The organism is Enterobacter ludwigii (assembly GCF_001750725.1).
Taxonomy (GTDB): Bacteria; Pseudomonadota; Gammaproteobacteria; order Enterobacterales; family Enterobacteriaceae; genus Enterobacter; species Enterobacter ludwigii.
In genome coordinates, this window is sequence record NZ_CP017279.1 from 3,941,553 (window position 1) to 3,954,402 (window position 12,850).

Below are 12,850 nucleotides of genomic sequence, written 5' to 3' on the forward strand. Positions count from 1 at the left end.
CACACCGGAGCGTCCTTGCTCCCAGCGCGGTTTACACGGTCGGAATATTGCGGCCGTAGTAGATTTCGCGCATCTCTTTCCAGAGCAGGTCAGTAATGGCCTTGCGCTCTTCTTCGCTTAAATCTTCTGGTCGGGTATGGAACATGTAGTGCTTAAGGTCGAACTCCTTAAGTAACATCTTGGTATGGAAGATATTTTCCTGATACACGTTCACATCCATCATGTCATACAGCGACTTCATGTCGTCGGACATAAAGTTCTGAATGGAATTGATCTCGTGATCGATAAAGTGCTTCATGCCGTTAATGTCACGGGTAAAGCCTCGCACGCGATAATCAATCGTCACGATATCGGATTCCAGCTGGTGGATTAAATAGTTCAGCGCGTTCAGCGGGGAGATCACGCCGCAGGTCGACACTTCGATATCGGCACGGAAAGTACACAGACCGCCTTCAGGATGGCTTTCCGGGTAGGTGTGCACGCAAATGTGGCTTTTATCGAGATGGGCGACGACCACTTCCGGCAGCGGGCCCGGATGTTCTGTTTTATCGATAAGTTGAGGGTCGACCGGCTCTTCGCTGACCAGAATCGTGACGCTGGCACCCTGAGGTTCATAATCCTGACGGGCGATATTCAGGATATTCGCGCCGATAATCGAACAGGTTTCTGACAGGATCTCGGTCAGACGGTTGGCATTGTAGAGTTCATCGATATAGGCGATGTAACCATCGCGTTCTTCCGCTGTTTTGGCATAGCAGATATCGTAAATACAAAAACTCAGGCTTTTGGTCAGGTTGTTAAAGCCATGCAGTTTAAGCTTTTTCAATTAGCTCACCCCCTTAGTGGATAATGCGTCTTGCAGGTACTGCGGTAAGGCAAACGCTGCGGTATGAACTGCCGGATTGTAGTAACGGCACGTAAGACCGGCCTGGTGGAAGCGGGCCTGAATAATTTCGGTGGAAAGATGGCGCAGTACGTCGTTATCTGTCGCCCAGGCAAAGGTCATGATCCCGCCGTAGTACGTCGGAATAGCGGCCTGATAGAAGCTGACATCGCCAAAATAGGTGCTCAGCTTGCGATGGCTGTCGAGGGCTTCATCCTGCTGCAGGAAGCAGACGCCGTTTTGTGCCACGAAAATCCCGCCCGGCTTCAGGCAGCGCTTGCAGCCTTCGTAGAAATCGGAGGTAAACAGCGACGCGCCGGGACCGATCGGGTCGGTACAGTCGGAGATAATAACGTCGAAGGTCTGGGTCGTCTGATTAACGAAGTTAACCCCATCATCAATGACCAGACTGAAGCGCGGATCGTCATAGCTACCGGCGTTATGGTTCGGCAGGTACTGACGACAGAAAGAGACCACGCCGGCATCAATTTCCACCATCGTAATGGTTTCGATGGATTGATGGCGGGAGACTTCACGCAGCATTGCGCCATCACCACCACCGATAATCAGAACATGCTTCGCATGCCCGTGTGCCAGCAGCGGAACGTGGGTCATCATCTCATGATAGATAAACTCGTCACGCTCGGTCGTTTGCACGACACCGTCCAGCGCCATCACGCGGCCAAAGGCGGCATTCTCGAAGATGATCAGATCCTGGTGATCGGTTTTCTCATGATAGAGCACGTTATCAACGGCAAAGTACTGACCAAACTGGTCATGCAGTGTTTCATGCCACAACGTGTGGTCGGCCATACGCGGACTCCTCCTTTGTTAACATCCGTTACGCTCACAAAAAATGAGCGAAACATGATAGCTAACTATAACCGTGGTTGCACGGCTATAGGCTCAACAAGGGGGCGTCGGGAAGGTTATTTCACGTAGGCGAGCAGGCTGAGTGAATCGCGAGCCAGCGCTTTGCATTTTTTGGCGGTAGGGATACCAATACCGCTTAAATCGCGGTAGCTGTCTTCGCCGAGCGCCTTCATGTCGAAGCTATCGTAGTTGCTGAGATCCCATTGGTTTTGCTGGGCAAAAAAGACCAGTGCGCGACGAATCTGCCCGTTGGGCAAATTCTGGTAACCACAATCGTTTTTCAGAAAGACAAAAACTGCCGTCAGATCGGCCATATCTTCCGCTTCATTTTCACTCAGCGCGTAACTGTTCGCACACATCGCCATCAGGCTACCGAACAAAATTGTTCTGAAAAACGTCTTCATTGCTTCTACCACTGCATCACGGAAAATTAACGTTAGCATACTTGATGCCAGGCCGACGATCTTTATTATTACCGCTTCACTTGACCTTCCGGTAAGGGGAGGGTTTATGCTCAAAAGATCGCCTGCTGGAAATAAGGAAATGAACATGCAACGCCGTGATTTTTTAAAATATTCCGTTGCGCTTGGCGTAGCCAGCGCTTTACCGCTGTGGAGCCGCGCGGCTTTTGCGGCCGACAGACCTGCCTTACCGATCCCTGATTTACTCACCGCAGATGCCCGAAGCCGCATCCAGCTTGTTGTCCAGTCCGGTAAAACGACCTTTGGCGCACACAGTGCGACAACGTGGGGTTATAACGGCAATCTTCTCGGCCCGGCACTTCAGTTACGTAAAGGGAAAGCGGTGACGGTGGATATCCATAACACGCTGGCTGAGGAGACCACGTTGCACTGGCACGGACTGGAAGTGCCGGGCGAGGTGGATGGGGGGCCGCAGGGCATCATAAAACCGGGCGGTAAGCGAAGCGTGACCTTTACCCCGGACCAGCGCGCCGCGACCTGCTGGTTCCACCCCCATCAGCATGGCAAAACGGGCCATCAGGTGGCGATGGGGCTGGCGGGACTGGTGCTGATTGAAGATGACGAAAGCCGTTTGCTGCGCCTGCCCAAACAGTGGGGCATCGACGATGTGCCGGTCATTGTGCAAGACAAAAAATTCACCGCTGACGGGCAAATTGATTACCAGCTGGACGTCATGAGCGCGGCGGTAGGCTGGTTTGGCGACACCCTGCTGACCAACGGTGCCATTTACCCGCAGCATGCGGCACCGAAAGGCTGGCTGCGCTTACGCCTGCTCAACGGCTGCAACGCCCGCTCACTGAATTTCGCCACCAGCGATAAACGCCCTCTGTACGTGGTCGCAAGCGACGGGGGGCTGCTGCCTGAACCGGTGAAGGTGGATGCGCTACCGATGCTGATGGGGGAGCGTTTTGAGGTGCTGGTGGATATCAGCGACGGCAAACCGTTTGACCTGGTCACGCTACCGGTCAGTCAGATGGGAATGGCGGTTGCACCCTTTGATAAGCCGCACCCGGTGCTGCAGATCCAGCCGCTGCAGGTCACGGCCTCGGGCATGCTGCCGGATACCCTGACCACGCTCCCGGCGCTACCTTCTCTCGAGGGCCTGACCCAACGCAAGCTGCAACTGTCCATGAACCCGATGCTCGATATGATGGGCATGCAGGCACTGATGGCGAAATATGGCAATCAGGCGATGGCGGGTATGCACCACGGAGAGATGATGGGCCATATGAATATGGACCACGGTAAAATGGGCGGCATGGGGCACGGTGGCCATGATTTCGATTTCCACAATGCCAACATGATCAATGGCAAAGCGTTCGACATGAACACGCCAATGTTTGCTGCCGCAAAAGGGCAGTTTGAACGCTGGGTGATTTCAGGCGAAGGCGACATGATGCTGCATCCGTTCCATATTCACGGCACCCAGTTCCGCATCCTTTCTGAAAACGGTAACGTGCCACAGGCGCATCGCGCGGGATGGAAAGACACCGTCAGGGTTGAAGGTGGCGTCAGTGAGGTGCTGGTGAAATTTGACCACGAGGCACCGAAGGCGTTTGCCTATATGGCGCACTGCCATCTGCTGGAGCATGAAGATACGGGCATGATGCTGGGGTTCACGGTTTAATATCGTGTGGCCTGATGCCCAGCCCCCGGTCCACAGGGGATAAGCAATAAAAACGGCAACCGAAGTTGCCGTTTTTTTTACCGTTGGCGGTGTTAATTATTTAGCGTCGTCGGGTAAAGCATAAGCCACAATGTAGTCGCCCATCTTCGTACCAAACGAACCATGACCACCCGCAGAGATGACAACGTACTGCTTGCCATTCACTTCATAGGTCATCGGCGTTGCCTGTCCACCTGCTGGCAGACGGCCTTGCCACAGTTTTTCACCGTTGGTCATGTTGTACGCGCGCAGGTAGTTATCGGCGGTTGCCGCGATGAACAGCACGTTACCGGCGGTAGAAATTGGACCACCCAGCATTGGCATACCCATATTGAACGGGACAGGAACTGGCATCGGGAACGGCATGCTGTCCTGAGGCGTACCAATACGTTTTTTCCAGACGATCTGGTTAGTTTTCAGATCCAGGCCGGAGATATAACCCCAGGCAGGCTGTTTACACGGCAGACCAAACGGCGACAGGAACGGGTTCAGCGTGACGCCATAGGGCACGCCATACTGCGGCTGAATACCCGCTTCTGTACCGCTGCCTTTAGCATCTTTAGGCTGCTCCATTGGGTTGCCTGGACCGCGTGGAATAAGCTTAGAAACAAACGGCAGGGCCATCGGGTTGGCAATCGCCACCTGACGGTTAGGGTCAACGGAGATCCCACCCCATTCGAACATGCCCAGGTTACCCGGGAAGACCAGCGTGCCCTGCTCAGAAGGTGGCGTGAAGATACCTTCATAGCGCAGCTGATGGAACATCACGCGGCACACCAGCTGGTCAAACATTGTGGCACCCCACATGTCTGCACCGCTGAGATCTTTCTTCGGACGGAAGCTCAGGTCAGAGAACGGCTGTGTTTTGGTGACATAGTCGCCTTTGGCAGCGCCCTGCGGAACGGGTTTTTCGGGTGCCGGGACAACCAGCTTACCGTTGCTGCGATCCAGCACAAAGATGTTGCCCGTTTTCGCGGGTGCATAAATCACCGGAACGGTTTTGCCGTTAACGGTAATGTCAGCCAGCGTCGGCTGGGACGGCATGTCCATATCCCACAGGTCGTGGTGAACAGTCTGGTAGCTCCAGGCCAGTTTACCGGTGGTCGCGTTCAGCGCCACGATAGAGCTGGCATAACGCTCTTGCTCAGGTGTACGGTTACCCCCCCAGATATCTGGCGTGGTGACGCCCATCGGCAGGTAGACCAGGTCCAGCTTCGCGTCATACGCCGCCGGTGCCCAGGAGTTAGGTGAGTTAAAGGTAAAGGTGTGTTCGTCCGATGGGATCGCGTTTGGATCTTTCGCGCCCGGGTCGAAGGCCCACAGCAGTTTACCGGTGTTCACGTCAAAACCACGGATAACGCCAGAGGTTTCGCGGGTGGAGAAGTTATCGGTTACCGAGCCGGCAATCACGATAGTTTTATCGGTGATGATCGGCGGTGAGGTTGGCTCATACAGACCCGGCGTGGTGTCCGGCATGTTGGTCTGCAGATTCAGGATACCTTTGTTGGCAAAGGTCTCACACAGCTTACCGGTTTCGGCATTGATCGCGAACAGGCGGCCATCGTTTACCGGCAGCATGATGCGGCGAGGACAGTCGGCAATGACTTCAGGGCTCGCATTATCAGCACTCGCTTCGTGGTAAGAGACGCCACGGCAGGTGATGTGCTGGAACGACGGGTTGGAGTTCAGCTGCGGATCGAAGTGCCATTTCTCTTTACCGGTGGCCGCGTCAAGCGCGAACAGACGCTGGTGCGCGGTGCACAGATAAAGCATGTTACCGACTTTAATCGGCGTCACTTCGTTGGTCAGTTCACCCGGATCGTTTGGCATCTTCAGGTCGCCGGTACGGAATACCCAGGCTTCCTTCAGGTTCTTAACGTTGTCCGCGTTGATCTGCTTGAGCGGGGAGTAGCGCTGACCTTCCTGATTACGGCCATAAGCTGGCCAGTCGCCATCCGCGACCTGCGAGATAGCCGCAGCTGGGGTGGATTCGGCATTCAGCGTACCGTTAATCTCCTGCGGGTCGTTAAAACCGGCCCAGGTGAGAATACCGCCGCTGATCAGCAGGGCAACCACCAGCGCCGCAACGGCACCGCTTGAAGGAATAATCAGGCGACGCCACACGAACGGCAGGATCAGCCAGATACCAAAGAAGACCAGGATGTCACTGCGCGGCGTCAGTGCCCAGAAGTCGAAACCGACTTCCCAGACGCCCCAGATCATGGTTGCGAGGAGTAAAGCAGCATAAAGCCATAGCGCGGATTGTTTTCTACGCCACAACAGGACGGTTACGCCAAGCATAACCAGACCCGCAATAGGGTAGTACCAGGAGCCGCCAATTGCGGCCAGCCAGACGCCACCGATTAACAGATACAGGCCGCAGAAGGCGGCGAATAGCGCTGTTAATGTCACCAGTAGACGTGGCTGTTGAGTTTTTATTTCAGCCATAGAAAGTGTACTCGTCAGTTTTGTTAATTATTTGCTAGCAACTAATTATAGGTATTAACAAGTGTGATCGGAATCACAATATTTGCTTTTTATAACTCATGCGCCAGGTGTATCCATTTACTGATATAATGGCTGGCTTGCGTATCGATGCCGGAGTAACATTCATCCGCATTGAGAGATTTTCATTAAAATCATATGGTTAGTAATATGAAACATACTGTTGAAGTGATGATCCCGGAAGCCGAGATCAAAGCGCGTATCGCCGAACTGGGTCGTCAAATCACCGAACATTACAAGGACAGCGGCAGCGAAATGGTGCTGGTCGGTCTTTTACGTGGCTCTTTCATGTTCATGGCAGACCTGTGCCGTGAAGTGCAGGTGTCCCATGAGGTCGATTTTATGACCGCCTCCAGCTACGGCAGCGGCATGTCCACAACCCGTGATGTGAAAATCCTGAAAGATCTGGATGAAGATATTCGTGGCAAAGATGTGTTGATCGTTGAGGACATCATCGACTCCGGCAACACGCTCTCTAAAGTGCGCGAGATCCTGAGCCTGCGTGAGCCAAAATCCCTGGCGATCTGCACCCTGCTGGATAAACCCAGCCGCCGTGAAGTGCAGGTGCCGGTAGAGTTTGTCGGCTTCTCTATCCCTGACGAGTTCGTCGTGGGCTATGGCATTGACTACGCGCAGCGTTACCGTCATCTGCCGTATGTGGGTAAAGTGATCCTGCTCGACGAGTAAGGTTTGTGATGTGCGGTCTGTTGCCCTCTGACGAGGGGACACACAGTAAAAACGGCAACCCGGGTTGCCGTTTTGTTTTTATCTGAACTGCTTACAGGCAGCTATTTATGGTTGACGTGCTTAAGCTTCAGGTTAGCTATCCCGGAACGATAGCGCTGCTCCAGCGTTTCACGGTTGGTGGCGGTCACTTCCAGGTTACGAAGCAGACCATCGTGAATACCGTACGCCCAGCCGTGGATCGAGACTTTTTGCCCGCGTTTCCACGCCGATTGCATGATGGTGGAATGGCCAAGGTTATAAACCTGCTCCATCACGTTCAGCTCGCAAAGGGTATCGAGACGACGCTCCTGCGGCATTTCACCCAACAGTGAGCTATGTTTGAACCAGATATCGCGGATATGCAGCAGCCAGTTATCGATTAACCCGAGTTCGGTATTTTCAATCGCGGCCTGCACACCGCCGCAGCCATAGTGGCCACAAATAATGATGTGCTCGACCTCCAGAACGTCAACGGCGTACTGAACAACCGAAAGGCAGTTGAGGTCGGTATGGATCACCAGGTTGGCAACATTACGGTGCACAAACAGTTCGCCAGGCTCGAGACCTGTCAGGCGCTCTGCCGGAACGCGGCTGTCGGAACATCCAATCCAGAGAAAGCGTGGGTTTTGCGCCTGCGCGAGCTTTCCAAAAAATCCGGGGTCTTCCTCCACCAGCATTTTTGACCATAGTGCATTGTTGCTGATGAGTGTATCTATGTCGTTCATGGAGGTTAGCGACCTGTAACCGAGTGATTGCGTTGCGCTAATATAGGGTAACTCGACTTTTAATGAAACCACACAACGTGTGTCAGAACCTAAGGTAAGTTTAATTCATGGCGATTGCACTGGAGCTTGAGCAGCTCAAAAAAACCTATCCAGGCGGCGTTCAGGCGCTGCGTGGGATAGATCTCAAAGTGGAAGCGGGGGATTTCTACGCGCTTCTGGGGCCGAATGGGGCGGGGAAATCCACCACCATTGGCATTATCAGTTCGCTGGTCAACAAAACGTCCGGCCGGGTGAGCGTGTTTGGCTACGACCTGCAAAAAGATGTGGTGAATGCCAAGCGCCAGCTCGGACTGGTGCCGCAGGAGTTCAACTTCAACCCGTTCGAGACAGTGCAGCAAATCGTGGTTAATCAGGCGGGTTACTACGGTGTTGAGCGCAAAGAAGCGGTGGAGCGCAGCGAAAAGTACCTCAAACAGCTCGATCTGTGGGAAAAACGCAATGAACGTGCGCGCATGTTGTCTGGCGGGATGAAGCGCCGTCTGATGATTGCCCGTGCGCTGATGCATGAGCCAAAGCTGCTGATCCTTGATGAGCCCACCGCGGGCGTGGATATCGAACTGCGTCGTTCAATGTGGGGCTTCCTGAAGGACCTCAACGACAAAGGCACGACCATTATTTTGACCACGCACTACCTCGAAGAGGCGGAGATGCTGTGTCGCAATATCGGCATCATTCAGAACGGTGAGCTGGTGGAAAACACCTCGATGAAGAGCCTGCTCGCCAAGCTGAAATCCGAAACCTTCATTCTCGACCTGGCGGCGAAAAGCCCGCTGCCGACGCTGGAAGGTTATAACTATCGTCTGGTGGATACCTCAACGCTGGAAGTGGAAGTGCTGCGCGAGCAGGGCATCAACAGCGTGTTCTCACAGCTGAGCGCGCAGGGTGTTCAGGTATTAAGTATGCGTAACAAAGCGAACCGACTGGAAGAGCTGTTTGTCTCTCTGGTGCAGGATAAACAAGGAGACAAGGCATGACGCATCTTTACTGGGTCGCGCTGAAAAGCATCTGGGCGAAAGAGATTAACCGCTTTATGCGTATCTGGGTGCAAACTCTGGTACCGCCGGTGATCACCATGACGCTCTACTTCATCATCTTCGGTAACCTCATCGGTTCCCGCATTGGTGAAATGCACGGCTTTACCTATATGCAGTTTATTGTGCCGGGCCTGATCATGATGGCGGTGATCACCAACGCCTATGCTAACGTGGCATCGTCATTCTTTAGCGCCAAGTTCCAGCGTAACATTGAAGAGCTGCTGGTCGCGCCGGTACCAACGCATGTGATCATTGCGGGTTATGTGGGCGGCGGCGTGGCGCGCGGTCTCTGCGTGGGGATTCTGGTGACGGCGATCTCCCTGTTCTTTGTGCCGTTCCAGGTGCATTCATGGCTGTTCGTGGCGCTCACGTTACTGTTGACGGCCATCTTGTTCTCGCTGGCCGGTCTGCTGAACGCGGTGTTTGCTAAAACGTTCGATGATATCAGCCTGATCCCGACCTTTGTGCTGACGCCACTGACCTATCTTGGCGGGGTGTTCTACTCCCTGACGCTGCTGCCGCCGTTCTGGCAGGCGCTGTCACACCTGAACCCGATTGTTTATATGATCAGCGGCTTCCGCTTTGGTTTCCTCGGCATTACGGATGTGCCACTGATTACCACGGTTGCGGTGCTGGTGGTGTTTATTATCGCTTTCTACCTGCTGTGCTGGTCTCTGATTCAGCGTGGACGCGGTCTGCGCAGCTAATCTTCCGCCCGGCGACATTCTGTTTGCCGGGCGCTTTTCTTTGATTGTTATCACCGTACGCTAACCTTCACTCCGCTAAACTACTTGCCTGCTAAGGAGAGAGTGATGCTGGGATGGGTGATCGCCTGCCATGATGAACAGGCGCAGGATATGCTGGATAAACTGGAGGCCAGATTTGGTCCGCTGGCGCAATGCCGTGCGGTTAACTACTGGCGTGGATTGAGCACCAACATGCTCAGCCGCATGATGTGCGATGCCCTGCATGAAACCGACACCGGTGACGGCGTCATCTTCCTGACCGATAAATCCGGCGCGGCACCTTATCGCTCTGCGGCATTGTTGAGCCACAAGCACGACAACTGTGAAGTGATATCAGGCATTAACTCTTTGCTGCTGGAATACATGTATCCCTTTCGGGAAACCTTAAGCAGCGCTGAATTCCGTCATGCGATCGTCGACAAAAAAGTGGCCGGCGTCAGCAGCCTGTGGCATCAGCAGCAAAAAAATCCTCCCTTTGTCTTGCTCCATGATTTGTATAAGAATTAAACATTGGTATTGATGCTGCTTTTGTTACAATGGTGGCTGATTTTTCGTGTCGATTAATATTCCATGTTCATGCGCGTTGTGTTCCTTCTGTTGCTGCTGGTTTCCGGCGGCGCATCTGCCAGCCTGATCGCTCAGCAAGGGCTTCCCGCCCGATATATGCAAACCACCGAAGATGCGGCTATCTGGGCGCAAGTAGGTAACAATGTGGTCAATGTCGGCAATATCCGTGCCGGGCAAATCCTGGCCGTCGTCCCCACATCCGCTGATTATTACGAGTTTCGTTTTGGCTTCGGCACGGGCTTTATTGATAAAGAGCACCTGGAAGACGTGCAGGGCAAACAGCGGGTGGAAGACAGCCTTGGCGATTTGAATAAACCGCTGAGTAACCAGAACCTGATAACCTGGAAAGACACGCCTGTCTTTAACGCCCCCAGCAGCGGAAGCGCTCCTTTCGGCACGATGAGTGCTAACCTTCGCTACCCCATTCTGAATAAACTTAAAGACCGTCTGAACCAGACCTGGTATCAGATCCGCATCGGCAATCGTCTGGCGTGGATCAGCAGCCTGGATGCGCAGGAAGATAACGGCATCCCGGTCCTGACCTATCACCATATCCTGCGTGATGAAGAGAACACCCGTTTCCGACATACCTCCACGACCACCAGCGTGCGTGCGTTCAGCAACCAGATGACCTGGCTTCGCGATCAGGGCTATACCACGCTGACGATGGCTCAGCTTGAAGGGTATGTGCGTAACAAAATGAACCTGCCGGCGAAGTCTGTGGTGATCACCTTTGATGACGGGCTGAAGTCGGTGAGCCGCTATGCGTATCCCGTCCTCAAAGCGTATGGATTCAAGGCGACGGCGTTTATCATCTCGTCGCGTATAAAACGTCATCCGCAGAAGTGGGCGCCGAAATACCTGCAGTTTATGAGTGTCTCTGAGCTTGAGCAGATCCAGGATGTGTTTGATATCCAGTCCCATACCCACTTCTTGCATCGGGTGGACGGCAATAAACACCCGATCTTACTGAGCCGTAGCCATCACGTGATTTTGTTCGATTTCGCGCGTTCACGCCGGGCGCTGGCGCAATTTAACCCGCACGTGCTCTATCTCTCTTATCCGTTTGGCGCCTATGACGACAAAGCGGTAAAAGCAGCGAATGACGCAGGGTTCCACCTGGCGGTGACAACGGTAAAAGGTAAAGTGAAGCCCGGGGACAATCCGTTCCTGCTTAAGCGACTGTATATTTTAAGGACGGATTCGCTGGAGACGATGTCGCGGCTTATCAGTAATCAGCCGCAGGGATGAGGTGAGAGAAGGCTGTGAACGGTTCACAGCCTTCAGGATATCAGGCAACCTGGACCGGAATGGCTTTCGCGGTGCGTTTCATTTCGTTGTCGCCTTCGAAGTACGCCACTTTTGGCTGCCAGCGACGGGCTTCTTCGTCAGACATCATCACGAAGCTGGCGATGATGACGATATCACCGACGTCGGCACAGTGAGCGGCAGCGCCATTCACGGAGATAATTCTGGAGCCGCGTTCCGCCGCGATCGCATAGGTAGAGAAGCGCTTACCGTTATTCACGTTCCAGATATCAATGGCTTCGTTTTCAAGGATGCCCGCTGCATCAAGAAAATCCTGATCAATGGCGCAGGAGCCTTCATAGTGCAGGTCGGCCTGAGTGACTTTCACACGGTGAAGCTTACCTTGCAGCATTTTGCGAATCATTACGTTTACCTTTAATCATCATGCGTTAACCCCCCGCGAACGAGGGGAGGTAGAGAGTTAAGCCAGCTCAACCACTTTATTGTCGATAAGGCGTGCCTGACCGAGCCATGCAGCCACCAGAAGCACCGCGCGCTTGCTGGTATCGGTCAGCTCAAGCAGCGTATCGGCATCACGGATTTGGATATCGTCAGCGCGGAAGCCTTTGTCGTTCAGCGCCTGTTCGGCGAGGGCAACGATCTCTTCTGCGCTCAGCTCTTTAGCCACAAGCTGTTCCGCCATGGTATTCATGACCTTGCTCAATCCCGGCGCGATTTTACGCTCATCCGCGGTAAGGTACCCGTTACGGGAACTGAGCGCCAGACCGTCTTTGGCGCGCACAATCGGCACGCCCACGATCTCGATATCATAACCCATGTCGGCGACCATCTTACGGATCAACGCCAGCTGCTGGAAGTCCTTCTCACCGAAGCAGGCAACGTCGGGCTGCACCAGGTTAAACAGCTTGCTGACGATGGTTGAAACGCCGCGGAAATGGCCCGGACGGCTGGCGCCTTCCAGCATGGTTGAAATGCCCGGCACGTCCACGTAGGTCGCGTCCTCGGTCCCCTGCGGGTAGACGTCTGCAGGTGCCGGAGAGAAGACAATGTCGGCGTGGCGTTTTTTGAGTTTTTCGCAATCTTCCTGCAGGGTGCGCGGATAGCGCGCCAGGTCGTCGGCACGGTCAAATTGCATGGGGTTCACGAAGATACTGACCACCACGATATCTGCACGCGCTCTGGCTTCATCGACAAGCTTCATATGGCCGTCATGCAGGTTACCCATCGTGGGAACCAGTGCGATACGTTTACCTTCCTGACGTGCACGACGGATATGCTGGCGAAGCAGCGGCAGGGTTTCAATGATTAGCACAA

Annotated in this window: 13 protein-coding genes; 6 read left to right on the plus strand and 7 right to left on the minus strand. The window is 54.0% G+C overall.

Going from position 1 to position 12,850, the window contains the following annotated elements; translation table 11 throughout:
* Positions 1-31: 31 nt before the first annotated feature.
* The 3 genes from speD to BH714_RS18540 form a co-directional block, all read right to left on the minus strand.
* Positions 32-826 carry an adenosylmethionine decarboxylase gene (gene speD / locus BH714_RS18530; protein ID WP_014168660.1) on the minus strand — a complete coding sequence of 265 codons (795 nt, stop codon included), beginning with the start codon at positions 824-826 and terminating at the stop codon, positions 32-34.
* Positions 827-1,696, minus strand: coding sequence for a polyamine aminopropyltransferase (gene speE, locus BH714_RS18535; protein WP_014168661.1), 870 nt, complete (start codon positions 1,694-1,696; stop codon positions 827-829).
* 116 nt (positions 1,697-1,812) lie between these two features.
* The gene (locus BH714_RS18540; protein WP_014882582.1) at positions 1,813-2,160 is read right to left on the minus strand and encodes a YacC family pilotin-like protein; all 348 of its coding nucleotides are present in this window, start codon (positions 2,158-2,160) and stop codon (positions 1,813-1,815) included.
* Positions 2,161-2,305: 145 nt separating this feature from the next.
* Between BH714_RS18540 and cueO the strand changes: the two genes are divergently transcribed.
* Entirely contained in the window at positions 2,306-3,865 is a 1,560-nt protein-coding gene (gene cueO, locus BH714_RS18545) for a multicopper oxidase CueO (protein ID WP_040018643.1), read from the plus strand.
* A gap of 96 nt (positions 3,866-3,961) precedes the next feature.
* Here the strand turns inward: cueO and BH714_RS18550 are convergent, their stop codons facing one another.
* Entirely contained in the window at positions 3,962-6,352 is a 2,391-nt protein-coding gene (locus BH714_RS18550; RefSeq protein WP_040018644.1) for a glucose/quinate/shikimate family membrane-bound PQQ-dependent dehydrogenase, read from the minus strand.
* A 207-nt stretch (positions 6,353-6,559) separates the two neighbouring features.
* On the opposite strand from BH714_RS18550, the gene hpt reads away from it, so the two are divergent.
* Positions 6,560-7,096, plus strand: coding sequence for a hypoxanthine phosphoribosyltransferase (gene hpt / locus BH714_RS18555; RefSeq protein WP_025205381.1), 537 nt, complete (start codon positions 6,560-6,562; stop codon positions 7,094-7,096).
* A gap of 101 nt (positions 7,097-7,197) precedes the next feature.
* On the opposite strand, the gene can is transcribed toward hpt, so the two are convergent.
* Complete coding sequence (can, locus tag BH714_RS18560; protein WP_020882596.1) at positions 7,198-7,860, minus strand: carbonate dehydratase; 663 nt, start codon at positions 7,858-7,860, stop codon at positions 7,198-7,200.
* A 107-nt stretch (positions 7,861-7,967) separates the two neighbouring features.
* Here can and BH714_RS18565 point away from each other — a divergent pair, with 107 nt between their 5' ends.
* The 4 genes from BH714_RS18565 to BH714_RS18580 all read left to right on the plus strand — a co-directional run bounded on the left by BH714_RS18565 (position 7,968) and on the right by BH714_RS18580 (position 11,518).
* Entirely contained in the window at positions 7,968-8,894 is a 927-nt protein-coding gene (locus BH714_RS18565) for an ABC transporter ATP-binding protein (RefSeq protein ID WP_014168668.1), read from the plus strand.
* Complete coding sequence (locus tag BH714_RS18570; RefSeq protein ID WP_014168669.1) at positions 8,891-9,661, plus strand: ABC transporter permease; 771 nt, start codon at positions 8,891-8,893, stop codon at positions 9,659-9,661. Before BH714_RS18565 ends, BH714_RS18570 begins: the two co-directional genes overlap by 4 nt.
* A 105-nt stretch (positions 9,662-9,766) precedes the next feature.
* A complete protein-coding gene (locus tag BH714_RS18575) occupies positions 9,767-10,207 on the plus strand; it encodes a PTS sugar transporter subunit IIA (protein WP_040018646.1) in 441 nt (146 codons plus the stop codon).
* Between the two features lie 63 nt (positions 10,208-10,270).
* Positions 10,271-11,518 carry a polysaccharide deacetylase family protein gene (locus BH714_RS18580; protein ID WP_014168671.1) on the plus strand — a complete coding sequence of 416 codons (1,248 nt, stop codon included), beginning with the start codon at positions 10,271-10,273 and terminating at the stop codon, positions 11,516-11,518.
* A 40-nt stretch (positions 11,519-11,558) separates the two neighbouring features.
* Here the strand turns inward: BH714_RS18580 and panD are convergent, their stop codons facing one another.
* Together panD and panC are read right to left on the minus strand one after the other, a co-directional pair.
* Positions 11,559-11,939: an aspartate 1-decarboxylase gene (gene panD, locus BH714_RS18585; RefSeq protein ID WP_014168672.1), complete on the minus strand. Its 381-nt coding sequence runs from the start codon at positions 11,937-11,939 to the stop codon at positions 11,559-11,561.
* A gap of 57 nt (positions 11,940-11,996) precedes the next feature.
* Positions 11,997-12,848, minus strand: a complete 852-nt coding sequence (gene panC, locus BH714_RS18590; protein ID WP_025205376.1) for a pantoate--beta-alanine ligase — start codon at positions 12,846-12,848, stop codon at positions 11,997-11,999.
* Positions 12,849-12,850: the final 2 nt, after the last annotated feature.